General features: G+C 68.7%; 19 protein-coding genes and 1 pseudogene. 6 read left to right on the top strand and 14 right to left on the bottom strand.

The annotated features are described in order from the left end of the window. Positions 1-42: 42 nt before the first annotated feature. Entirely contained in the window at positions 43-726 is a 684-nt protein-coding gene (locus MCHUDSM44219_RS04540; protein WP_048417112.1) for an aspartate/glutamate racemase family protein, read from the top strand. Positions 727-736: 10 nt separating this feature from the next. Here MCHUDSM44219_RS04540 and MCHUDSM44219_RS28375 read toward each other — a convergent pair whose 3' ends face one another. The 8 genes from MCHUDSM44219_RS28375 to MCHUDSM44219_RS04500 form a co-directional block, all read right to left on the bottom strand. Beyond that, the gene (locus tag MCHUDSM44219_RS28375) at positions 737-2416 is read right to left on the bottom strand and encodes a PE-PPE domain-containing protein (RefSeq protein ID WP_082162045.1); all 1680 of its coding nucleotides are present in this window, start codon (positions 2414-2416) and stop codon (positions 737-739) included. Between the two features lie 280 nt (positions 2417-2696). Continuing rightward, entirely contained in the window at positions 2697-4301 is a 1605-nt protein-coding gene (locus MCHUDSM44219_RS28370; RefSeq protein ID WP_053081185.1) for a PE-PPE domain-containing protein, read from the bottom strand. A 552-nt stretch (positions 4302-4853) separates the two neighbouring features. Further along, positions 4854-5558 carry a YoaK family protein gene (locus MCHUDSM44219_RS04525; protein ID WP_048417031.1) on the bottom strand — a complete coding sequence of 235 codons (705 nt, stop codon included), beginning with the start codon at positions 5556-5558 and terminating at the stop codon, positions 4854-4856. Between the two features lie 7 nt (positions 5559-5565). Next, a complete protein-coding gene (locus MCHUDSM44219_RS04520) occupies positions 5566-6360 on the bottom strand; it encodes an SDR family NAD(P)-dependent oxidoreductase (RefSeq protein WP_048417030.1) in 795 nt (264 codons plus the stop codon). Next, positions 6357-7808, bottom strand: a complete 1452-nt coding sequence (locus tag MCHUDSM44219_RS04515) for a purine-cytosine permease family protein (protein WP_048417029.1) — start codon at positions 7806-7808, stop codon at positions 6357-6359. Before MCHUDSM44219_RS04515 ends, MCHUDSM44219_RS04520 begins: the two co-directional genes overlap by 4 nt. Positions 7809-7819: 11 nt before the next feature. Then, positions 7820-9040, bottom strand: a complete 1221-nt coding sequence (locus tag MCHUDSM44219_RS04510) for a diaminopropionate ammonia-lyase (protein WP_082162042.1) — start codon at positions 9038-9040, stop codon at positions 7820-7822. Positions 9041-9052: 12 nt separating this feature from the next. Beyond that, positions 9053-9799, bottom strand: coding sequence for an SDR family NAD(P)-dependent oxidoreductase (locus MCHUDSM44219_RS04505; RefSeq protein WP_048417028.1), 747 nt, complete (start codon positions 9797-9799; stop codon positions 9053-9055). After that, positions 9796-10281, bottom strand: coding sequence for a GlcG/HbpS family heme-binding protein (locus tag MCHUDSM44219_RS04500; RefSeq protein ID WP_082162041.1), 486 nt, complete (start codon positions 10279-10281; stop codon positions 9796-9798). The genes MCHUDSM44219_RS04505 and MCHUDSM44219_RS04500 overlap by 4 nt, the downstream gene beginning before the upstream one ends. A gap of 93 nt (positions 10282-10374) precedes the next feature. Between MCHUDSM44219_RS04500 and MCHUDSM44219_RS04495 the strand changes: the two genes are divergently transcribed. The 3 genes from MCHUDSM44219_RS04495 to MCHUDSM44219_RS04485 all read left to right on the top strand — a co-directional run bounded on the left by MCHUDSM44219_RS04495 (position 10375) and on the right by MCHUDSM44219_RS04485 (position 13812). Beyond that, a complete protein-coding gene (locus MCHUDSM44219_RS04495; protein WP_048417026.1) occupies positions 10375-11841 on the top strand; it encodes a gamma-glutamyltransferase in 1467 nt (488 codons plus the stop codon). Next, positions 11838-13061 carry a M20 family metallopeptidase gene (locus tag MCHUDSM44219_RS04490; protein WP_048417025.1) on the top strand — a complete coding sequence of 408 codons (1224 nt, stop codon included), beginning with the start codon at positions 11838-11840 and terminating at the stop codon, positions 13059-13061. Before MCHUDSM44219_RS04495 ends, MCHUDSM44219_RS04490 begins: the two co-directional genes overlap by 4 nt. Positions 13062-13158: 97 nt before the next feature. Continuing rightward, on the top strand, positions 13159-13812 hold the full coding sequence (locus tag MCHUDSM44219_RS04485) for a GntR family transcriptional regulator (protein WP_048417024.1): 654 nt from the start codon (positions 13159-13161) through the stop codon (positions 13810-13812). Between the two features lie 8 nt (positions 13813-13820). On the opposite strand, the gene MCHUDSM44219_RS29930 is transcribed toward MCHUDSM44219_RS04485, so the two are convergent. The 5 genes and pseudogenes from MCHUDSM44219_RS29930 to MCHUDSM44219_RS31670 all read right to left on the bottom strand — a co-directional run. Continuing rightward, positions 13821-14684, bottom strand: coding sequence for an N-acyl homoserine lactonase family protein (locus MCHUDSM44219_RS29930; RefSeq protein WP_157868749.1), 864 nt, complete (start codon positions 14682-14684; stop codon positions 13821-13823). A 20-nt stretch (positions 14685-14704) separates the two neighbouring features. Next, a complete protein-coding gene (locus tag MCHUDSM44219_RS04475) occupies positions 14705-16159 on the bottom strand; it encodes a flavin-containing monooxygenase (RefSeq protein WP_053081179.1) in 1455 nt (484 codons plus the stop codon). Positions 16160-16199: 40 nt separating this feature from the next. Continuing rightward, positions 16200-17828: an amino acid ABC transporter permease/ATP-binding protein gene (locus MCHUDSM44219_RS31580; RefSeq protein WP_048417023.1), complete on the bottom strand. Its 1629-nt coding sequence runs from the start codon at positions 17826-17828 to the stop codon at positions 16200-16202. Positions 17829-17840: 12 nt separating this feature from the next. Next, the gene (locus MCHUDSM44219_RS28360) at positions 17841-18713 is read right to left on the bottom strand and encodes an ABC transporter substrate-binding protein (protein WP_157868748.1); all 873 of its coding nucleotides are present in this window, start codon (positions 18711-18713) and stop codon (positions 17841-17843) included. Positions 18714-18715: 2 nt separating this feature from the next. Then, positions 18716-19018 (bottom strand): annotated as a pseudogene (locus MCHUDSM44219_RS31670) (hypothetical protein); the annotation flags it as partial. A 322-nt stretch (positions 19019-19340) separates the two neighbouring features. Here MCHUDSM44219_RS31670 and MCHUDSM44219_RS04455 point away from each other — a divergent pair. Both MCHUDSM44219_RS04455 and MCHUDSM44219_RS04450 read left to right on the top strand, forming a co-directional pair. Further along, complete coding sequence (locus MCHUDSM44219_RS04455) at positions 19341-20444, top strand: peptidoglycan-binding domain-containing protein (protein ID WP_048417021.1); 1104 nt, start codon at positions 19341-19343, stop codon at positions 20442-20444. 14 nt (positions 20445-20458) lie between these two features. After that, positions 20459-21040 carry a hypothetical protein gene (locus tag MCHUDSM44219_RS04450; protein WP_048417020.1) on the top strand — a complete coding sequence of 194 codons (582 nt, stop codon included), beginning with the start codon at positions 20459-20461 and terminating at the stop codon, positions 21038-21040. A gap of 11 nt (positions 21041-21051) precedes the next feature. On the opposite strand, the gene MCHUDSM44219_RS04445 is transcribed toward MCHUDSM44219_RS04450, so the two are convergent. Then, positions 21052-22791: a hypothetical protein gene (locus MCHUDSM44219_RS04445; RefSeq protein ID WP_131722277.1), complete on the bottom strand. Its 1740-nt coding sequence runs from the start codon at positions 22789-22791 to the stop codon at positions 21052-21054.

The following is a 22791-nucleotide window of genomic DNA, read 5'->3' as shown; positions in this document are numbered from 1 at the left end:
CCACCAGGGCCGGCGTGTCGCTGCGCTCGTAGCATGTCCGGGGTGAAGACACTCGGCCTGATCGGCGGCATGAGCTGGGTCAGCACCGCCCACTACTACCGCGTGATCAACGAGCTCGTCGCCGATCGTCTCGGCGGATTGCATTCCGCGCCAATCCTTCTCGCATCGGTCGACTTCGCCGAGATCGAGGCGCTCAAGCTCGACGGGAACTGGGACGCGGTCGCGGCCCGCCTGGCCGACGAGGCCCGGCGGCTCGAGTCGGCGGGCGCCGACGCGATCGTGCTGTGCACCAACACCATGCACTACGTCGCCGCGGCCATCGAGGCCGCCGTCGAGCTTCCGTTGCTGCACATCGCCGACACGACCGCGCGCGCCGTGGCGGCTGCAGGCCTGTCGCGGGTGGGGCTGCTGGCCACCGCGTTCACGATGGAGCGGTCCTTCTACGTCTCGCGGTTCGCCGCGTACGGCGTCGACGTCGTGACACCGGACGCCGACGATCGTCGGGAGGTCAGCCGCATCATCTACGAGGAGTTGTGCCACAACGTGGTTCGCGACGAATCGCGCCGCGTCTACCGCGAGGTCATCGGCCGCATGGCCGGGGTGCAGGGTGTGATCCTCGGCTGCACGGAGGTCGAGCTGTTGCTCGGCGCCGACGACGTGCCGTTTCCGGTGTTCCCGACCACGCTGCTGCATGCGCAGGCTGCGGTCGACTTCGCGCTCGAATGACTGCCTAGGCTCAGGCTGTCACGGCCGACCGCGACGGGGCGGCGATGTCGTTGGTCGGGCGTTGATATCCGGTTTCAATCCGGCCTCTGAGGACGCTGGCGAGGTTCGGGTTGGCGAAGAGCGAGCGCATGATCGGCGGGGTGTTCTCATGAGTCAACACGTAGGTGGTGTTGCCGTCGTGCCAGACGGTGTTCGCCGGGTCGTAGATGTCGACGTTGTTGTAATTGAAGTGGAAACTGGTCATTCCTTTCCTGGCGTTGCGAACCGCGAACTTGTTGGACGTGTCGGCGGGCCAGTCGGCCCAGCCGTCCCACCGGCGGGCGACGTCGACGATCGCCCACGGAGTGGTGGTCGGCGTCGGAAGTGCTCGGGTGCCGTCGTTCTCCCACAAGCCGATCATCTGGCCCCCGCCGCCCTGACTCGAGCGCAGCGGGTTACCGCTGAGCAGGAACGTGACCCGGCCGGCCAGCGCCGCCCTGGTCGGGTCGTTGGCGTAGGTGCGCATCCATCGGGAGGCGACCTGAGCACCCTCGGAATGGGCCATCACGATGATGTCACCGGACGTCGAAGCCAGTGCAGCATCGAGCAACTGGACGCCTTCGGTGATCGACGTCCGGTTCCAGGCGGCTGAGTACTTCACCTCGACCATCGTGTAGGGGGCCTTGGCGAACATGCCCCCGTACTGCTTCAGCATGGGGTTGTAGGACGTCTTCCGAACGTTCATTCCGCGCAACGTCAAGACCGTCGCGCTCGCGGGAAGGTCGATGCCCGAGGAGGTGCTGGCGGCAGCGGCGATCTGCGGTGCCGGTGCGGTGGTCAGGACGCTGGTGTTTGCACCGCCGGTGGGCGGATCCGCCGTTTGTGCGGACGCCCGCCGGGTCCATGCGAGCAGGGTGGACAGCAGCGTGGCCTGCGCCGGAGTCGCGGGCTTCGGACGTGTCGACCGATTCGTGGTGAGCGTCGGGAGGACCTTGACGGCAACCGTTTCGGTAGCGGTGGCAGGTTCTCCGACGGGGTTCGGTGAGGTCTCCTTTGCCGCGCGCACCGTGGTGCCACCGGCAACGTCGGCACCCGGATCGACTGCGCGAGTGGCGTTATCCGCTCGTCGCGGCGTCGGGCCGTCGGTCTCGGCCTGGCCTCTGTCGGCGCGCTTCGTCGCCGTCGCGCGCGAGGTGGCGCTGTGCCGTCGCTGGGTGGTCGGCGCATCGGTGGACTCGGGGCTGTCCACCGACGTGCGACGCGGGGACCGGGGATGGGCGACCGACGGTCGTGGCGTACCTTCCGCGTCACTGGCGGACGACTGTGAGGTGGTGGAGTCGGAGGTGTCGGCGAACGCGACACCCGGCATCGAGGCCAGCGCGGTACCGATACCGAGCGCTACCGCGAGCGCGCCGATTCGTCCGATGTACCGCCCAGAATCCCTGGTCGAACGATGCCCGCGGTGGACTGACCCCAGGATGTTCCCGTCATTCATTTCCTGCGACGAGTTGCAGGTAGCTGAATATGAATTTGCTGAAGACATGCCATCAGACTCCGGTGGTATGCGCAGCGCCAGGGGACGTGCGCGGTGCGGTATTAGCTCGTTATGGCGCGGCTTGACGACGTTCGCAACCGTCACCACATGTTTTTCCCGGTCAGAGTCTGCCACACGCGAACATTTGAACTTTCCGATTGATGGCAATACTTGCATATGCAAAAAACACTGGCTGCCAGCTTGCTCAGAAAGTAGTTTGCCAGCTACCGCGCATCCGATAGCTGGGTTGTGACGGCTCGAAACCTGCAGACGCGTTCACCGTGGCCCCGCAGCTTTTCGCCCCACTTTTCCCTGAACCGGTGCGCTCGCCGTCCCCAAATCCAGTTACGTCCGCGCTGCAGAGGGGGCTAAACGATTTCCGCAGTGATTTACGGCGACGAAGAGCCCGGATGTGGCGGCGTGATCTTCACCGGCGGGCGCACTGGACGCTCCGCGCTCAGGCTGTCACGGCCGACCGCGACGGGGCGGCGTTCGGGATACCGAGTTTGACCAGGATCTTCTGGTAGTTGGTGCTCGTCGTGGGCACGACGGGGACGGGAATGTCGTTGGGCGGGCGGTGATATGCCGCCTCGATCTGCCCTCTGACGACGCTGACGAAGTTGGGGTCGGCCCTGAAGTAGCTGGTGATGAGCGGTGGCTTGTTCTCGCGAGTCAAGACGTACGTGGTGTTGCCGTTGTGCCAGACGGTGTTCGCCGGGTCGTAGAGGTTGACGTTGTTGTAGTTCGCGTGGAAGAGCGTCATGCCGATCGTCGCGTTGCGGACGGCGACCTTGTTGGTGGTGTCGTCGGGCCAGTCGGCCCAGCCGTCCCACCGGCGGGCGACGTCGATGATCGGCCACGGCGTGGTCGTCGGTGTCGCAAGTGCTCGGGTGCCGTCGTTCTCCCACAACCCGATCATCTGGCCCCCGCCGCCCTGGCTCGAGCGCAGCGGGTTACCGCTGAGCAGGAAGGTGACTCGGCTGGCCAGCGCCGCCCTGGTCGGGTCGTTGGCGTAGGTGCGCATCCACCGGGAGGCGACCTGCGCGCCCTCGGAGTGGGCCATGACGATGATGTCGCCGGGTGTGGAAGCCAATGCAGCATCCAGCAATTGGACGCCTTCGGTGATCGACGTCCGGTTCCAGGCGGCGGAGTAGTTCAACGCCACCATCGTGTAGGGGGCCTTGGCGAACATGCTGCCGTACTGCTTCGGCATCGGATCGTAGGACGTTCCCCGAACGTTCATGCCGCGCAGGGTGAAGACCGTGGCAACCGCGGGCAGTTGGACGCCCGCGGTGGAGCCGGCGCCGACAGTGACCGGTGTCGTGGCAGCCGCCTGCGCGGCAATCGGGGCGCCGGTGTTCGTGACGCCGGTGGCGGGATCGGCCGTCGACTCGGACGTCCGCCGGGTCCATGCGAGCAAGGTTGACAGCAGCGCGGCCTGCGCCGGATTCGCCGGCTTCGGACGTGTCGACCGATTCGTGGTGAGCGTCGTGAGGACCTTGACGGCAACCGTTGTGGTGTCGGGGGCAGACGCTTCGGCGGGGATCGGTGAGGTCTCCTGCGTCGCGCGACCCGCGGTGAAGAGGCGCTTGGGCGTCCGGGATGCCGAGGCTGGTGACGTCGCCGCCGGCTCGACGGCTGCCTCGGTCGGCTGTGGCAGGTTGCGTGTCGCCCGCGCCGTGGTGTCGCCGGCGCCGTCGGTACCCGGATCGTCCGCGCGCGTGGCATCGTTCACTCGTCGCGATGCCGGGCCGTTGGTATCGGACTTGCCGGTGTCGGCGCGCTTCGTCGGCGTCGTGCGGGAGTGCCGCCGCCCCGTGTTCGGCGCATCGGCGGACTCGGGATTGCCCACCGACGTGCGACGCGCGGACCGGGGATGGGCGACCGACGGTCGTGCCGTACCGGCCGCGTCACTGGCGGATGACTGCGAGGTGGTGGAGTCGGAGGTGTCGGCAAACGCGACACCCGGCATGCCGACCAGCGCGGCACCGATACCGAGCGCGACCGCCAGCGCGCCGACTCGACCGACGTACCGCGCAGGATCGGTGGTCGAACGACGCACGGGTCGGATTGATGGAGGAGATTTGCGTTCCTGCGAAGCGGTATTTGCTACAGGCATGATCCAACTCCAATGGTGCTCAGAAAACCCAAGGCAGCCGCGCGGTGGGGTGTTAGCCCGCTTCGGGGCGACGTGACGGAAATCGCAGATGCGACCTCATATGTTTGCTGGAGAAAGTCTCCCACAGGGCGGCGGCTCGAATAGCTGGTTTTGCGAACGGTGGTTGCACGCGCAACGAGATAGGTTTGCCGATGTTCCTGGGTGTGATTTGCCAGCTATCCCACACCGAATAACTGTGTTCGCATTCTGGATAGGGTTCGGGTGTATTCACCGTGGCCCGCGGCTTGTGGACCCCTGTCGCTCAGGTCGGATGTACTCGCCATCCGCAGTTTCAGTTACGTCCGCGTCATAGATGGCGCCGCCCGTCTTGGCGATGATTTGATGCGCCGATGATCTCGGAAGCAGCGAGCGACCTTCACCGTCGGTGGCGTGGGCAGCTGCCCGCTGTCCGGTGAAAGTGTTTGTCAAGCAGGGTGATTGGGTTCCCTACGCGCGTCAATGGGAAGCTCGGTCGAGAACCTCACCGACCTGCTCGGCTGATCGGGTGGCCTTACGGGCGCGCACGGTCAGCACTGCCGCGACGGCGAACGTCAGCACAGCGGGCACCGCGATCGCGACCTCCACCGCGACGTGCATGAGCAGGGCGCCCACCACCGCGCCCACACCCATCGTCGCGACCGCGAGGGCGCGACGATGGGTGAGGGCACGATCGGCCGACCGCCCGGTGAACCGGTTCTCGCCCATCAGCCCGGCCAGGGTGGACGTCACCACGACCGTCGTGACGTCCCCGACGCCGACCCGACGGGCGGCCATCGCCTGCACGCCCATCGCGAAGGCGAGGGCCACCGTCAGTGCGTCCAGCACCAGTGCGCTCCCGGTGCTGAGCCCGTGTGCGAGCGCGCAGGCCGCGAGCGTCACGCCGACGAACAGGATACTGGCGGGGATGCGCCAGTCACCGAACCCGGGCCGCAACAACCGGCCCGCCGCGGCCGCTCCGATCGCGAACCCACCCAGTGCCAGAAAAGCCCGGAACACGGGAACCGTTGCCTCGCCGGTGATTCCGAGGCTGATGAAGATGAGGTTGCCCGTCATGTTCGCCGTGAACACACCGTGGAGCCCCAGATAGGTTGCCGCGTCCAGGATCCCGGTGGTGAAGGACAGGGTCAGCATCGACCACACGACCCACCTGTCGTTCTTCATCCGCGCCTCAGGCGGAACCGACTGTCCAGCCACCGTCGACGACGATGTGCTGGCCGGTGACATAGCTACTCAGCGGCGACGCGAGGTAGACGTAGGTGTCGGCCACGTCGTCGGGGTCGCCCAGGCCGCCCAGGGGGATGTGACGGGCGAACGCCGAACGCTCCGATTCCGGTGTGGTGCCGTTGGCGGCGGCGCGGTCCTCGAACAGCTGCCGGATCATCGCCGACTCGATCTGGCCGGGACACACGCTGTTGACCCGGATCCCGGAGGGGGCGAGCTCGGCGGCCATGCTCTGCGCCATCCCGAGAATGCCGAACTTCGAAGCGGCGTAGGCCGCGTTGCCGACTCCACCGCGCAGACCGAACAGGGACGAGGTGAAGATGATCCGGCCGTCGGCATCGCTGCTCGGCATCCGGCGCGCGAACTCGGTCGCGGTCAGGAACGCTCCGAACAGATTGACGCGCAGCACCGCGTCGAACTCCTGCGGCGTGATGTCGAGCGCGGTCTTGAGCACCAGGATGCCGGCGTTGGGGACCACCACGTTCACCGGACCGAGTTCGGCCTCGATCGCGTCCGCCGCCTGGCGCAGATGCGCGGCGTCGGTCACGTCCGCGGCGAGGCCCAGCGCGCGGCCGCCCGTCGACTCCTCGACGCCACGCGCCGCGGCCCGCGTCTGCTCCTCGTCGAGGTCCACCAGCGCCACCTGCGCGCCGTGGGCGGCCAGCCGGGTCGCGATGCTCAGGCCGATGCCGCGTGCGGCCCCCGTGATCACCGCCGTGCGGCCCTCCAGCAGGGTCGTCATCGGGCACCTCCCGGGACCGCCGTGTTCAGTGGGACGACGGAGTGACGGCGTTGCGCACCAGCCAGTTTCGTGAGGCCGAGGTACACCGCACCGGTGACGATCAGGCCCGGCACCCAGGACAGGTCCGCGCCGCCGAGTTTCTCCGCGATCGGGCCGGCGTACCAGCCGTTGGTGACGAACGGCAGCGACACGGCCACCCCGATGGCGTAGGCCAGCAGTGCCTGGAAGTTGAACCCGCCGTAGGTCCAGGTGGCCGGGTCGTGGTTGTAGACGCCGCCGCGGCGGGTGAAGAACGCTCGTACGTCGTAGCTGCCGTGCCGCACCAGATAGAAGTCGAGCAGGTTGATCGCGCCCCAGGGGACGAAGCCGAGGGTCAGGAACGACAGGAAGTTCGTGAGCTCGGCGGAGAAGTTGTCGGTGACGTTGAGGCCGAGCCACAGTCCGATCGCGAAGGTCGGCAGCAGGAACCCCAGCCGCACCAGCACCGAAGGTCGCACGTCCTTGAACGACGAGATCGCGGTGATCAGGTTCAGCATGCCGCCGTAGAGGTTCAACGCGTTGTTGCCTGCGATGGCCAGTGCGGTGACCAACAGCGTCACCACAGCGACCCACTCGACACCGACCACCTCGCGGGTGGCCAGGAACATGTCGGTGCCCCCGATCTGCGCGGCGAGCACCACACCCAGCAGATTGCACCACGTGGCGGACACGAACACCCCGCTGAAGGTCCAGCCGAAACATGCCGTCGCGGAACTGTTCTCGGGCAGGTAGCGCGAGTAGTCCGACACGTAGGGGGCGTAGGTCAGCAGGAACGTCGCCATCAGGCCGACGGCCGTGAAGAACGGACCGGCCTGGAAGGAGCCGGCACTGAGCTCGACGCCGCCGTGCAGGATCGAGCCCACGGTGACCACGACCACGGCGGCGGCCAGCGGCCAGATCGCCCACTTGGCGGCGAAGTGGATCGCGCGGTAGCCGAGCAGCGCGATGCCGAGGCTCAGGAGTGCCAACAGGAGGAGACCGCCGTTGACGCTGAACGTGCCCGGCATCGCCGCCGAGAGCGCCTGCCCGCCCAGCACCGCGGTGACCACGAAGAAGCCGCAGTAGAGGAACGCCGCCAGCACCACCGGCAGGAGCGCGCCCAAAAAGCCGAATTGCCCGCGACTCTGGATCAGCTGGGGGACACCCAGCCGCGCGCCCTGCACCGAGTGCAGCGCCATGAACGTGCCGCCGACCACGTTGCCGACGAGCACGGCCACGACGGACCACCAGAAGGAGTTGCCGACGATGATCGCCAACGCGCCGAAGATGGCGTTGCCGATGCTCAGGTTTCCCGAGAACCAGACGGTGAACAGGTCGCGCGGTGTGCCGTGGCGCTGGCTTGGGTCGATGGCGTCGATGTGACTGGTTTCGAGGCGGCTGGCCTCGACCGTCTCCGGTGTGTGGGACATGCGCGTGCTCCTCAGTGGTGACGGTGGTCAGCGCCGTTGCCGACGACCAGGTGGTCCCGAGCTGATGCGACGTCAGCGGCCGAACGGCCCACGACGCGTTCGTAATTGGCCGGATCGGTGGCGCCCTCGGTGTTCACGATGAGCACGCACGCATCTGCGTGCAGCCCTGCGCCAGACCGCTCCTCGGGCGTACCGCGCTCGGCCAGCGCCAGCAGAGCGCCGAGTCCCGCCGCGCCCGACTCGCCCGAGACGATGCCCTCGTCGGCGAGCGCCCGCATCGCCTCCTCGGCGTAGTCGTCGCCGATGCCGACGAAGACGTCGGTGCCGGCGGCCAGCAGGGGCCAGACCAGCTCGGAGGGCATGCCGCAGTTGAGCCCCGCCATCGAGGACCGGTGCGGTCCGGGTACCAGCGTCAGTCCGCCGGCGCGGGCGGAGGCCATCAGACAGTTGGCGGTCGACGGCTCGGCGACCACGGTGGCCGGCGGCTGCGGACGGCCGTCGCGGAAGTGGCGCAGGCCGGAGGCGGCGAACGCGCCCACCCCGGCCTGCAGGACGAGGACATCGGGCTGGGGCAGACCCTGCGCGGCAAGGGCGTCGTCGATCTCGAAGAACATCGTCGAGTAGCCCTCGACCACGGCTCGGGGGGCCGCCTCGTATCCCTCCCACGACGTGTCCGACACGACGAGATGGTCGTCGTCGGCCAGTCGTGCCGAGGCGGCGATCGCGTCGTCGTAGGTGCCGTCGACGACCTCGACCGCGGCACCCTCCGACGCAATCGCGTCGATACGTGCCTGCGAAGTGCCCGCAGGCACGAGGATGGTGGCCTCCAAGCCCAAAAGTGCTGCGACGCGAGCGATTCCGCGACCGTGATTGCCGTCGGTGGCCGCGACCAGGCCGCGACCGGCCGTCGAGCCGATGGAGGCGCGCACCGTCTCGACGGACAGCGATCCGTCCGTCTCACCGCCCCACGCCGCCTGCACCGTCGTCAGGGCGGCCCACGACGCGCCCAGGATCTTGAACGACGGCAGGCCGAGGCGTTCGGACTCGTCCTTGACCAGCACGGTGCGCACGCCGAGCCGGGCCGCGAGTCCGGGGCACGAGCGCAGCTCGGTGGGCGCGTAGCCGGGCAGGGTCCTGTGCGTCTCCAGCGGCACCCGGCTTGCGGGCGCGAAACCGGCCGTCGGCACCGCCGGCCGGGCGGCGGGATTGGGATAGATCTCGACAGTCGTCATGCACGCACCTGTTCAGACGGAGGTGTAGCCGCCGTCGATCACCAGGGCCTGCCCGGTGATGTACGACGACGCGGAGGAGGCGAGGAACAGCAGCAGACCGGTCATGTCGTCGGGGTCGGCCTGCCGCCGCAGCGGGATCTGCTCGGTGAGCTCTTCGAGGGCGCGGGCGGGGTCCTGCTGGTGACCCCAGAACGTGCTGTTGAAGGGGGTGTCCACCCACCCGGGGCAGACGGCGTTGACCGTCACGCCGTCGGGCCCCAACTCGTCGGCCAGGGCGCGAACCATGCCGAGCAGTCCCGCCTTGGTGGCGTGGTAGGCCGGCATGCCGGCGTGCCCGCGGAACGCCCCCGTGGACGAGGTGAGGATGATCCGGCCGGTCTCGGACTTGCGGAGGTGCGGAGCGGCGGCCTGCGACATCAGGAACGGCGCACGCAGGTTCACCGCCGAGCTGCGGTCCCAGTCCTGCGCGGTCCACTCGCCGAGAGGCCGCGCCTCCAGCACTGCCGCGTTGTAGAAGACCGTGTCGAGCGATCCGACGTTGAAGCTGACCGCGGCCTCCACGGCGGCCTCCGCTGCGTCGCTTTCGGCGAAGTCGCTGCGCAGGAACGCGGCCTCGCCCGGAAGATCCTCGGCGACAAGGGCTTTGCCGGCCTCCTCGTTGCGGTCGGCCAGGAGCACCCGGTCGCCACGCTGACGGAAGGCGCGGACCGCGGCCGCTCCGATGCCCGTCGCGCCGCCCGCTACCAGGACGCCGCTCACGCGGTCTCCCCGGCATCGACGTCGAGGCCCCCGCCCTGCACGGCCAGCGCGGCACAGGCCGCGTCGGTCTCGGACGCGGCTCCGCTGACGCCCAGCCCACCGACCAGGTGCGTCCCGGCGAACACCGGGACGCCGCCGGGGAAGACGATCGCCCGGCCGCCGAGGGTGTGCGCCAGTCCCCAGTCGCTGCCGCCGGGGGCGCTGCTCTCGGTCCAGGCCGCGGTCGGCATGCCGAAGGAAACTGCGGTCACCGCTTTGTCGAGGGCCAGCGAGCTCGCGCCGAGCTGGGCGTGGTCCATGCGCATGGCCGCCACCAGGTTGCCGCCGCGATCGACGACGGCTGCGGCCAACCGCAGACCTTTGGCCGACGCGCGGGCCTTGACTTCTGCGAGCATGAGCTCGGCGACCGCAAGCGACATATCGGGGGCCTGCACCAGGTCAGGCGTCCCGACTGCGCTCACCGTGGCCACAGTCTGAGTCATCCTCGCTCCTTCACATTGCTGTTGGGATGATTTATATTCTATCTCAGCGCCGCATTTGGCAAGCCCTTCCCACGACTTCCCTGGAGACCTCCGTTGCCCCAGTCCGGCCACCGCGCCACGCTCGCCTCGGGAGCCAGAGGCGCTGCCTCCACGGCGCACCCGCTGGCCACGCAGGCCGCCATTCAGATGTTGGAGCAGGGCGGCAGCGCGGCCGATGCCGCGGTCGCCGCGCAGGCGGTGATCTGCGTGGTGCTGCCGCAGGCGGCCGGGCTCGGTGGCGACCTGCTCGCGCTCGTGCACGACCGCGACCAGGTGGCCGCGGTGAACGGGACCGGGTTGAGTCCGCAGGGTCTTGACGCGGCGCCGCACGATTCCGGGGGCACCTCGGTGACCGTTCCCGGCCTCGTCGACGGCTGGGCGACCATGAGCGCGCGCTGGGGACGACTGCCGCTGGACGTCGTCCTGGCCCCGGCGATCGAGCTGGCACGCGATGGAATCGTCCCGGACGCAGACCTTCTCGAGTCCGTCGCCCAGCAGCGGGCACGCCTGGAGGACGGCGGCGCCGGAGACTGGTCGCTGCTGTCGGCCGCGGCGCACGGCGGTCCGTGGCTGCAGCCCGAGCTGGCCGACCTGCTCGAACGCATCGCCAATCAGGGACGCGACGCCTTCTACCGCGGGCCCGGCGCCGCGGCCGTCGTCGACGCCGTGCGCCGCTGCGGCGGATCGCTCGCCCTGGCGGATCTGGCCGACCACCAGACTCCGTGTCCGCCACCGGTGGTGGTGGACTGGGGCGCCGGACGCGTCCACGTCCAGCCGCCGATGTCGCAGGGCGTGCTGCTGGCGATGGCGCTGCAGCAGGTGAGTCGACTCCACACCCAGGGCGTGCCTATCGACGACCACGTCCTGGTCGAGGTCACCGGGGCCGCCTTCGAACACCGCTCGTCGTGCGCGAGCGGCGCCTCGCTTCTCGATCTGGACCTCGCGGTCGACCTCGAGCGGGCCTCGGGACGCGCAGGCCCCCGCGCCTACCTGCACACCGCCGGCGTGGCCACGGCCGACGCCACGGGTCAGGTCGTCTCGTCGCTGGTGAGTGTCTTCGACGACTTCGGCTCCGGCGTGTTCGTGCCCGAGCTGGGCATCGTGCTGAACAACCGGGCCGCAGGCTTCACCGACGGGGACAACGCCGCGGCGCCGGGCAAGCGGCCGGTGCACACGCTCGCGCCGGCGATGGTGACCTCGCCCGCCGGCGTGCTCGGCATCGCCACCCCGGGCGCCGACGGTCAGGTGCAGACGCTGCTACAGGTGCTCGCCGCGACCACGATCACCGGAACCCCGCTCGCGGACGCCGTCGGCGCGCTGCGATGGCGCAGCCAGGACGGCGACCTGCTGATCGAGGAGGGCCACCCAGGAAGCGACGCGCTGTCCGCGCGCGGGCATCGGGTGGTGCCGCGCGAGGCGGGCGCCGACCTGTTCGGCGCCGTCGTCGCGGCCGGCACGGACCCCGGCCCGTATGCGATCGCCGACTGGCGACGCCAGACCGACACCCGAGGATCGGCATGAGCGTGAACGACCTGACGGCGCAGGTACAAGACAGTGTCGACGCCCAGCGCGAAGCGATCGTCGCGCTGTGCGCCGAACTGGTGGCCGCCCCCAGCGTCAACCCCGACGGAGACACCCGCGCGGTGGCCGACGTGGTGACGCGGGCTCTGACGGACCGCGGCATCGGCTCCCATCAGGAGCGTCTCGTCCAGACCATGCCGTCGGTCATCGCCGAGCTCGACTCCGGCCGACCGGGCCCCCACCTCGTCCTCAACGTCCACCTCGACACGATGCCGCCCGGCGACGAGTCCGCCTGGAGTCAACCGGTGTGGGAACTGACCCGCGCCGACGGACGGCTCTACGGGCTGGGCATGGGAAACATGAAGGGGGCGGTGGCCGCCATGGTCACGGCCGCGGCGCTGCTCGCCGAACATCAGGGAGCCTGGCGCGGCAGGATCACGTTCACCGCGGTCAGCGACGAGGTGGTGTTCGGTGACAACGGGGCGGCCTTCCTGCTGCGCGAGCACCCGGATCTGTTCGGCGACGCGCTCATCTGCGGCGAGGGACCCGGCTTCCGTCGTCTCGCGCTCGGTGAGAAGGGCGTGCTGTGGGTCGCGCTGACCGCCGAGGGGCCTGCCGGTCACTCGTCCGCCGTGCAGCGCGGCCGCTCGGCCTCGGCGCGTATCGCGGAGGCGGTGGCCCGGGTCGACGACCTCACCGGGCGGACCGGGACGCTGCCTGCCGAGCTCGCCGCGATGGCCAGGTCGGGGGGCGACCCGGATCCGGGGCTGGTCCTCACGGCGAACGTCGGCACCCTGACGGCCGGCACCTTCGTCGGCCAGATGGCCACGGCTGCCACCGCCGAGGTCGACCTGCGGCTGCCGCCCGGCATTCCCGCAGCCGACGCGCTGGCCATGGTCGAGAACGCCGTCGCGGACATCGAGTCGGTGCGGGTTCGCCGGCTCAAGGGCTGGGACGCCAACTGGACCGCGCCTGACGCGCCGCTGACCCGCGCCTGGGGCGTCGCCTCCCGGGCCGTCATCGACGCTGCGCCGACCTACGCGATCCGGCTGCCCGCCAGCGATGCCAGCCGCTGGCGCCGCGAGGGTGTGCAGGCGCTCTGCTACGGGCCCCAGCCGACCTGGTCCGCGGGCATCGACGACTACGCCGACGAGGACGAGGTCCTGCGGTGCGCCGCGCTGTACACGCTGACGGCCCTGGAGTACCTGCGCGCGCCGTGAGACGGGTCCCGCGGCGCGGGTTCGTATACTTCATCAACAGTGCGCCGGCTCGTTCAGCAACGTGTCGAGCCGGCCGAGACCACAGGACAGGAAGGCCGTGAGCATTACTTCGCCGTCGGTGCCCGCGTTCCCGGCGAACGCCACGCTGACCACCCGCGTCCACGACGCGCTCGAGACAGCGATCATCGCGGGCGAGCTCAAGCCCGGGGAACGCATCCACGCCGACGTCCTGGCTGCGCAATTCGGCATGAGCCGGATCCCCGTCCGCGAGGCGCTGCGCTCCCTGCACGAAGCCGGGTGGGTCGACATCAAACCGCGGCACGGCGTCCATGTGCGCGAGCGGACGGCCGAGGAACTCGGTGAGCTCTTCGAGTTCCGCGCCGTGGTCGAGGGACTCGTGGCCCGGTGGGCCGCGTTGCGCCGCACCGACGCCGATCTCGAACTGCTCGCCGCCCGTATCCAGGAGAGCAAGGACGCCGGCGACGAGCGTGCCTCCGGGGCCGGCTTCTACGCGGCGCTGCGCGCCGCGGCGAGGAACTCGGTGCTCGCCACCACCTCGGCGGCCCTGGAGAAGCGGGCGCGGTTCTACTTCTCCACCGTCGCGCACGAGCTGGGCGAGGACTGGCGGCACGTCCACGAAGAGGTGCTCGAGCACGTGCGCGCCCAGGACGCCGACGCCGCCGACCGCGTGGCCCATCAACACATCGAGGACACCGGCAAGGCGGTCGCCGCCCTGCTGTTCAACGAGTGACGACGCGCTCAGCGATGCCCGGACGGCGGGTGCCGGACGGCGTTGAACACCAGCTGGTCGTGACCGGGGATCAGCCGGGCGTCCGCGTCGGCTGCGTCGGCCAGTAGCCGCTCCAGGGACGACGACGCCGCGGCCTCGTCCTCCACCGCACCGCCGGCGCAGTAACCGCACGGCACCCGGTCGAGCAGGTTCTGTCCCAGATCGGCGGCGTCCGCGGCGAAGATCCACGTGCCGGTCTGGGGCAGCTCGACGCGCAGGGAGACGTGGCCCGGCGTGTGCCCGGGTGTGGACACGACCGTGACCCCGGGTGCGACCTCGGCGTCGCCGTCGAGGACCTCCCAGCGGGTGCGCGGATCGGACCAGTCGGGCGCGCGGAAGCCCTCCTCGAATGTCGCCCGCCCGCTGCGCGCGAACGCCAGCTCCGCGCGGTGGATCGCGACCGGCACGCCGGCCTCGGCCAGCAGCGGGATACCGCCGGAGTGATCCAGATGCAGGTGGCTGATCACGGCCAGGCGCAGATCACCGACCGCGAGGCCGACCGTGGCCAGTGCCTCGACCAGGGGGTCACCGGCGAGACCCCAGTTCCAGCGGGTCGGGTCAGGCGGCGCGGGGTGCAGCGACCAGGTGGGGCGGTCCGGATCCGCGCCGGCATCCACGGCCGCGGCCCGGTAGCTGTCCTGGGTCTCGTCGGCGTCGAGGGCCTCGCGGCCCATGCCGGTGTCGAACAGCACCCAGCCGTCGCCGGTGTCGACCAGCACCCCGTACAGCGGCTCCCACCCCAGATCGGCTGGCCCGTCACGCAGCGACAGCGACCGGGGCACCCGTTCCGCGCCGTACTGCAGCAGGAACATGCGTGACGCCTGACCAGCCACCGGTCCGCCCTTCGTCGTCGTCAGGACACTCTCGTGCCGAGCCGTCGCAGCGCCAGCAGCACGAGGGCGTACACCGCGGCACCCTCCGGCCACTGCGTCACGATCCGGCCGGTGGACGACGCGAAGTAGTTGCTGCCGTCGACCCAGGCGGTGCTGCTGATGCGATGCTGGACCCAGCGGTTGTACGCGCTCACCACGCTGCCACGTGCGTCCACCTGGGACTTGCCTTTCCGCAGCACACGTGTGATCTGGGTGACGATGAAGTCCGCCTCGTGCTCGAAGTTCGACACCGTGAGCCCGCCGTTGGTGTTGGGGCCGTACATGATGAAGAAGTTCGGGAAGCCCGGAACCATCAGGCCTGCCAGCGCGTAGGGGTCGGGTCCCCACACCGTGCTCAGGTCGATGCCGTTGCGGCCCCGAACCTGCAGTGAGGCAAGGAATCTCGTCGCCACGTAGCCGGTGGCGAGGACCAGCACGTCGGCTTCGCGCTCCACGCCGTCGCTGTCGATGATGCCGGTGTTCGTGCAGGAGACCACCGCCTTGGGGACGAGGTGTACGTCCTCGCGCAGCAGCGAGGGGTAGAAGTCGCTCGAGACCACGGTGCGCTTCCCGGCGAACGCGTAGTCGGGCGTCAGGGCCTCGGCGAGGTCGGGGCGATCGGCGAAGACCTCGGCGAGGTAGGCGCGGGCTTTGTTCTCCCAGCGCCGGTTCATCCTGCTTCCCGGCCGGAACACCGCGCCGTGCCACTCCCGGCGCTCCTGACGGACATAGAGGCGAATCCGGTTGAGCCGCTGGGTCAGTGACCAGGCGAAGAGTCGCCTCTCCCACGCGGAGAAGTCGCGGTCCCCCTTGGGCAGCACCCATCCGGGCTGTCGCTGATAGACCGTGACCGACCGGGCGTGCGGCGCCACCGTCGGCACCACCTGCGCGGCACTGGATCCGGTGCCGACCACGGCAACGTTCTTGCCCGTGACGTCGAGCGCCTCGTCCCACTCGGCGGTGTGCACCACCTCACCGCTGAAGTCCTCGAGTCCGGGCCACACTGGGAACTTCGGTGACGCGAACAGGCCGACGGCGGACACGACGAACCCGAAGCGCTCGCTCTCACCCGCGGCCGTCTGCACGACGTACTCGCAGGACGCGTCGTCCCACGTCACGGAGTCCACGGTCTCCTTGAACCGGATCGAGTCCATGACGCCGAACGACTCGGCGACGTGCTCGAGGTACTCCTGGATCTCGGCGCGGCGGACGTGCGTGCGGCTCCAGTCGTACGGCGCGAACGAGTAGGCGTACAGGTGCGACGCGGCGTCGGTCTCCGCGCCCGGATAGCGGTTCTCCCACCAGGTTCCGCCGACACCCTCGGAACGCTCGAAGATCACGTAGTCGATCCCGGTCCGCTGCAGTTTGATGGCAGTCACGATGCCGGCGAAGCCGGCGCCGATGATCGCGACGCGGGGCGGGCTGGCCACGGACATTGGTGCGCTCCTGACTGACTGACCGACGGGCATGGCGGGCTCAGACACGGCCGGTCTGGGCCACGAGATTGAGGAACCTCTGGGTGCGGGGTTGCGAGGGCCGGTCGAGAACGTCCTCGGGCGACCCCTGCTCGACGACCTTGCCCTCGTCCATGAACACGACGCGGTCGGCGACCTCACGGGCGAAGCGCACCTCGTGCGTGACGACGAGCATCGTCATCCCGGCCTCGGCCAGACGCCGGATCACCTGCAGCACTTCGCCGACGAGCTCGGGGTCCAGCGCTGAGGTGGGCTCGTCGAAGAGCATCAGCTTGGGCTGGATGGCCAGGGCGCGCGCGATCGCGACCCGCTGCTGCTGCCCACCCGAGAGGCGGTGCGGCAGGTGGTGCGCGTGCCGCTCGAGGCCCACGTCCCGCAGCAGTGCCATGGCCAGCTCGCGCGTCTCCTTCGGGTCCCGGCCGTAGACGCGCACCGGGGCGATGCAGATGTTGTCGAGCACCGTCAGATGGTCGAACAGGTTGAAGTGCTGGAACACCATGCCGATACGGGCGTCGGCCCGCGCCTGGGACAGCCGGCTCACCGGCCGCAGCGTGCCGTCCTTGAGCTCGTAGCCGACGTGCCGTCCGTCGACCAACACCTCGCCTTCGTCGACGTCTTCGAGGTGGTTGATCAGACGCAGCATGGTGCTCTTGCCCGACCCGCTGGGCCCCATCAGCACGACGACCTCGCCCTGACGGACGTCGAGGTCGACGCCGGTGAGGATCTCGCGTCCCTCGTAGGCCTTGGCCACGTTGCGGCAGGAGACGAAGTGGGCGTCGTCAGCCTGGTCCGACGGCGCCGTGGCCTGCGCGGCGATCAGATCGGCGACACCCGTCGTCCCTTTGGCTTCCGTTGTCTCAGAGGTCTTTTCACTCTGTGGCAGGACGTCGGTGTCCGGCTCCGGGGTGGCGGCGCCGCCCTTCGGGCGGCGCAGGGGGAGCCCGACCGCGCGGGCGAAGAACCCGGCCTGCGGGGTGGTGGGCCGGTCGAGCGCGAACTTGCGTTCCAGCGCCGACTGCCCGAACCCCATGACCGTGGTGGCGGCGAGGTACATCGCGCCGGCGGCCAGGAACACGGGGAAGAACTCGAAGTTGGTCGCCACGATGGTCTGCGACCGCAGCGTGAGCTCGTTGACGGCGATGACCGAGGCCAGCGAGGTGAACTTCAGCATCGAGATCGCGTTGTTGCCCAGTGCGGGCACGATGGCGCGCAGCGCCTGCGGCATGATCACCCGCCGGAGCGTGAGGAACGGTCCCATCCCGAGCGAACTCGCCGCCACCACTTGGGATTTGCCCACCGACTTGATGCCGCCGCGGATGATCTCGCCGGAGAAGGCGGCCTCGTTCATCGTGAACCCGATCATCGCGGTGACGACGGGCCCGAGGCTGAATCCCAGGCTGGGCAATGCCGTGTAGAGGAACACCAACTGCAGCAGCAGCGGTGTGCCACGCATCAGCCACGTGTAGAACGCCGCGGGCAGCCGGACCACCGCATGGCGCGACTCCCGCATCAGCGCCAGCACCAACCCGAGAACCAGGGCCAGCACCATGGAGACGGCGGTGATCTGGATGGCCACCACCAGGCCGCGCCACAGGAAGGGATCGACGAGGTAGTGCAGGAATTCCGTCATGTCGACTTCCGATCAGCTGGTGACGACGGCGGGTTGCAGCTCCTGGCTCTCGGAGAAGCCCCACCGCTTCATGGCCTTCTGCAGACCGCCGTCGGCGTACATCTGCCCGAGGGCCGCGTTCAGCCCGTCGCGCAACTCGGTCGCCTCCTTGTTCACCCCGAACCCGAAGTCGAAGTCGGTAGGCAGCTGGAAGCCGACCGCCAGCTTGTCGGGGTTCCGTTCGGCGAGATAGGCGGCGACGCCCGCATCGGTCAGCACGATGTCGGCCTCCCCTTGCGCCAAGGCGCTCTGGGCGCGGTCGATACTCGGGAAGTTCAGCGTCTTGAGCGCCGGCTTTCCTGCGGCCTCGCACTCCTTGCTCTGCGTGTCGAAGATCGCGTTCTCCACGGTGCCGACGACGAGCGCAGCGGTCACCCCGCAGATGTCACCGAGGGCCTTGATGTCCTTCGGGTTTCCGGCTGCGACGAGGGAAGCCTCACTGGCTTTCATGTAGTTCACGAAGTCGACCTGCTTCACGCGCTCTTCCGAGGAGTACATCCCGGCCGCCACCAGATCGATGCGGCCGGACTGCAGCGCCGGCACGAGCCCGGCGAAGTCCAGCTTGGAGTACGCGGTGCTGAAGCCGAGGCACTGTCCCGCGGCGTTCAGCAGGTCGGGTTCGATCCCGATGACGTTCGACGGGTTCTTCGGGTCCGATGTCGAGTAGTTCGCGGGCGCCGGAGAGATCCCGACCGTCAGCTTTTTGCCGTTGAGCCCGGGGTACTTCTGCGCCAGCGACTCGCACGTCGTCTTGTCGATCGCGAGGTCGCTGGTCACGGCGTTGTTCGCCGCGTCGTCCTCCGAGCAGGCGCTGGTGCCGAGGACGAGTGCGGCAGCGATGGCCATGGTCACCATCTTGGAAATGTGCACGAGACGTCTCCTCTGTCGGGGTGGTGCAGCCCGGGGAAAGACGGCACTGGCTCAGGTATAGAATATAAAATAGTTGGGGTCAAGCATGTGGCATTACGCCCGTGTGAAATATCGACCGGCAGCAGACGCGCGGGGAACTTCGTGTCCGGCTGCATCTGGTGAGTGAACTCCTCGATCGACCGGGTGGCGACCGTCGCGACGGTCGCGAGCTGGAAACCGAATGTGCGGAACGCCTGCAGTGCCTGCTGGGCGAACTGCGGATCGGACTCGGAGAACGGCTCGCGTCCCGTCATCGATTCAGGGATCTGCGACCAAGCCGTCGGTCGCTTCGGTGGAGGTTCAACAAGGACGACCTGCAGCATCACCTCGGTAAGCCGAGGACTGCTGGAGGTAGTCGAGCGGGGCAGTGCCAGTTGGCTCGTCGATGAGCAATGGCGCGCTGTTGACGCTGGCAGAGGTGGCAGTACGGCGCCCCCCTCGCCAAGGCTGCAGTCCCAACGAGAACGGCCAGAGCACTACCGCTCAATTTTCGATTGACCCCGCTGACCGAGCGTTACGATGAGAACGCCGCGATGCGAGACTCGAACAATGGGGGGAGCCCGCATGGGGATCGCCATCGGCGCCGGTGTGGGCGCGAACGCTGCTAACGCGCCACTCGATGTAGCCGTCATCGGAGGCGCGCTGGTCACCGTCGGCCCCGACAACGGGGGAATCTTCGGCGTCCCAATGAGTATCGACGGGCTCACCGACGCGATCCGAGCGTTTCAGGTCTTTCAGGGGATGAAGGCTCCTGACGGCCGTGTCGACCCGGCCGGCAACACGATCGCCCGGCTCAACGCGATCCTCTTCCCGGATGAAGTGGGCATCACCGAATTGGTCGACGGCGCACTGGCGACGACAGTGGACTCCACCACCTGGGCGCCCGTCGAGGCCTCGCTGGTCAGCGATTTCGTGTTCGAGTGGGCCGGGGTCGCCGGAGCCGGCGCGATGCACTACTTCCAGCTCAACGAGCACAGTGTGCCGCGCTGGTTCGGCGTCCTGGTTCCCGAAGGCGCATTGCGATATGACCGGGTGCACATCTTCTTTCACCCGACACCTGCACAGGCAGGCCACCCGGACGGCGAGTACCACGGGCTCGGCTCCTTCCGCGACGTCTTCCACTACCTTTCCGACAGCTTCGGGTCGCAGTTCTGCGCCTCTGCCAGCGATCGAATCCTGGTGATGCCCCTGATGACTCAGGCCGCAGCCGCCGATTGTGGCATCTTCCCTCAGCGGTGGGCCAACTATCTGGGCTGCATCCTCGGCCGCCTCGCAACAGGCATGTCCGTCGGCGCACCGCACCTGACCATCAGCAGCGTGGTTGTGTCGAGTTTCAGTTCCGGGATCACTTACTCCCATCAGTTCCGGACTCGCACCAACCTCGGCCCGCGCCTCGCAGGGGTCATCGATTTCGACGGCGGGTTCTCCAGCTACAGCAATCTATCCCAACAACTGACCGGCCCCGCGGGTCACGTCGTGAAGGCGCAACAATCCGCTGCCAACAACATTCCTGCGCAGGCGGCGCAGAACATCTTTCCTCTCCCGCGGGAGCGATGGGGCGGGCCGTGGGCGGCATCATTCGACCCGAACCCGCAGACCGCGCGACTGCAGGTGCATGCGGGCATCCCGCAGGCGATGATGAAGATCGCGGCCGAGCGGGCCGGCTGACCTGGAGGCCGACAGTGAGCGATCAGCATGTCTGGAACAGCCTGGAAATCGTCAAACTGATTGTGGCCATCGCGACTCCGGTTGCCGTGGCTCTAATCGGTCTGTTGATCAACCGCAGCCTCAGGGTGCAGGACGAGCGCGCCAAAGAGGCGCTCGAGGAGCAAGAGGACCGGCGGCGAGTCGAGCGGGAAGTACTGCACCGCATCAACGATCCTCACATCGAACTGCGAATAGGCTGCCAATTCCACGGACTACGGGCTGACCGGATCCTCGTCACCTTCGTCGTGACAGCTCGAAACGCTGGGAACGTTCGGCAAACGATCCAACCGGTCACCCTGACTGCCAGGGTGATTAAGGACGAGCCCTTCACGTTCATCAAGGGGACCGCGCGGGTCCAATTCGAAAGGATTCTCAAGACGGACCTCGTACCCTGGAACTACATTTTCGTCGAGCCCGGAGTCACCGAGCAGATCACCTTCACGACAACCATTTCCGCGGACGTCACCTACCTGCTCGCACACGTGAAATTCGAATATGACGAGCACACACCGCACACAGCAGAGTCCGTATTCAAGGTGCCGGCATTGGTCGCCTGATCGCAGGGAAGTCAGCCCGCCGTCGGGGTGGTCGCATCGAATCGCAGACCAGACGAAGCCTCACCCTTCCATGGCCGCTTTTCCCGGCTCCGCCACACCGTGGTGGCTCCATCGGAGGTGCGCGCTCGCTGTTGCACCATCCGCAACTGCAGGCCCACGCGGGTGACCTCCTCGTCCCTGACATCGTGCTCACCGGAGAGCAGGAGGCTCTGCGCGCTGCGCAGCTCGGTCGTCTCGGTGTCCAAGATCCGTGCTCTGCGCAGGATCCCGGGCTCGTCGAGCACCGCGACCAGAGGTGTCCACGGATTGGCCACCCTGGTAGCCAGCCGCCACACCAGCTCGGACGGCTCCTCAGAGGTCGCCGCGGGAAGATCGAAGTCGGTCGGGAACCACTCGCGTGACACCGGACGTCCCGACGGACCCAGCACCAGCTTCTCGATGGACCACGCCAAGTTGGCCATCTCATCGCGTTGCAGCGCAATGTCTTCCAGCGGATCGGAGGTCTGGGCCCCCAGCGCCGACGGCAGCACCACCAGCACGGGATTGTCGCCCTCGCCGCTGAGATTCGCGGGCTGGAACAGCCGGCCGGCACCGTCGGCCGCTTGCGTGGCGGTGGACCCGACCAGCGTCGCCACCCCGAACGTGTCCCGCACCACCATCCAGTCGACCCGTGCCACACTCCCGACGGGTACCTCGACCGGCACCAGATGCCAGTCCGGGCTGTAGACGATCGCGAAGTCAACGGCGACCATTTTCACCAGATCCGTCGGGCCGCTGCGCACCCGACCCAGCGCCACCGCGGCGTCCTCGAATTCCCAGAACCTGTCAGCGGGCATGCCCGCGTAGCGCAGGGCACTGGGCAGCAGCGACCGCACCCGCGTCTCGGCGCCTGCGTCCCCGGCCGCACCGTGCGGCTCCGAAGCAGCGTCGAGATCCACCGTGTCCCAGCGCACCCCGGTGCCGTCGTATTCGGCCGCCCGCAGCACGATCTCACCATCCCCGCCGGAAAGCGGCGGGGCGGCAAGCGAAAAGCCGTATTCCATCCGCTCCGGATCCCACGCCGCTGATTGCGGGGTTTCGGTGGTCACCCCCCATTCGGCGTGTATCTCCTCCGACCACCGCTGGATCGCGGCTGCGACAGCGTCGGGATCGGCGTCGCCGACGATCTCGAGGTCGACGGGCCCCGCCGCGACCGTCTCCAGGACTGCCACCCCGTCGATCATCTTGCCACGGCCGGTGAGCAGCGCCCGGTAGCGGTGATCGTCGACGCCCTGCACCGCGGGCCGGGCCTTCGCGTGCGCCGGCTCCTCCGGCGGGGGCTCTTTGTCGATGCGGCTGGCGTTGAACCGGGTGCGCTCATCGTCGGCGAACCGTGCGGCGACGCCGGGTAATCCGTCCTCGGTCAGGATGCGGCTGAGCCGGCGGCCCGCGCGGACCGCGACCGACCACGGCGTCCAGCCGCCCAGCCGGATCTCCGGCTCACGCTCGACGACTGCCTCGATGGGTCCCGCCACACCGTCCAGAGGCTTGGCCTCGCCTGCGGAGCCCAGCCGATATCGCGTGAACGGGGTGTGGCTCACCGAGATGTCGACCGCCGCCGGAGAGCCGGAGTCATCACCATGCAGCTCTCCTAACTGCCACTGCCGCAGCACCATCCACAGCGGATCGGCGATCTCGGCAGCCAGGCCGGAGTCGATATCGCTGGTGAACGCGTGCGGCTCCACGCGCGACCAGATCGGAAGAAGTGCCAT

Origin of the sequence: Mycolicibacterium chubuense (genome assembly GCF_001044255.1) — a bacterium.
In the GTDB taxonomy this organism is placed as follows: Bacteria; Actinomycetota; Actinomycetes; order Mycobacteriales; family Mycobacteriaceae; genus Mycobacterium; species Mycobacterium chubuense.
Note: the sequence above shows the minus strand (reverse complement) of the source record. Positions and strands in the feature narration are given on the sequence as shown.

Excerpts from the sequence above, each read along its gene's own strand:
- MCHUDSM44219_RS28375 (WP_082162045.1), bottom strand. The coding sequence starts at position 2,416 with ATGCAAGTATTGCCATCAATCGGAAAGTTCAAATGTTCGCGTGTGGCA.
- MCHUDSM44219_RS04525 (WP_048417031.1), bottom strand. The coding sequence starts at position 5,558 with ATGAAGAACGACAGGTGGGTCGTGTGGTCGATGCTGACCCTGTCCTTC.
- MCHUDSM44219_RS04520 (WP_048417030.1), bottom strand. The coding sequence starts at position 6,360 with ATGACGACCCTGCTGGAGGGCCGCACGGCGGTGATCACGGGGGCCGCA.
- MCHUDSM44219_RS04515 (WP_048417029.1), bottom strand. The coding sequence starts at position 7,808 with ATGTCCCACACACCGGAGACGGTCGAGGCCAGCCGCCTCGAAACCAGT.
- MCHUDSM44219_RS04510 (WP_082162042.1), bottom strand. The coding sequence starts at position 9,040 with ATGACGACTGTCGAGATCTATCCCAATCCCGCCGCCCGGCCGGCGGTG.
- MCHUDSM44219_RS04500 (WP_082162041.1), bottom strand. The coding sequence starts at position 10,281 with ATGACTCAGACTGTGGCCACGGTGAGCGCAGTCGGGACGCCTGACCTG.
- MCHUDSM44219_RS04490 (WP_048417025.1), top strand. The coding sequence starts at position 11,838 with ATGAGCGTGAACGACCTGACGGCGCAGGTACAAGACAGTGTCGACGCC.
- MCHUDSM44219_RS04475 (WP_053081179.1), bottom strand. The coding sequence starts at position 16,159 with ATGTCCGTGGCCAGCCCGCCCCGCGTCGCGATCATCGGCGCCGGCTTC.
- MCHUDSM44219_RS31580 (WP_048417023.1), bottom strand. The coding sequence starts at position 17,828 with ATGACGGAATTCCTGCACTACCTCGTCGATCCCTTCCTGTGGCGCGGC.
- MCHUDSM44219_RS28360 (WP_157868748.1), bottom strand. The coding sequence starts at position 18,713 with ATGGCCATCGCTGCCGCACTCGTCCTCGGCACCAGCGCCTGCTCGGAG.
- MCHUDSM44219_RS04455 (WP_048417021.1), top strand. The coding sequence starts at position 19,341 with ATGGGGATCGCCATCGGCGCCGGTGTGGGCGCGAACGCTGCTAACGCG.
- MCHUDSM44219_RS04445 (WP_131722277.1), bottom strand. The coding sequence starts at position 22,791 with ATGGCACTTCTTCCGATCTGGTCGCGCGTGGAGCCGCACGCGTTCACC.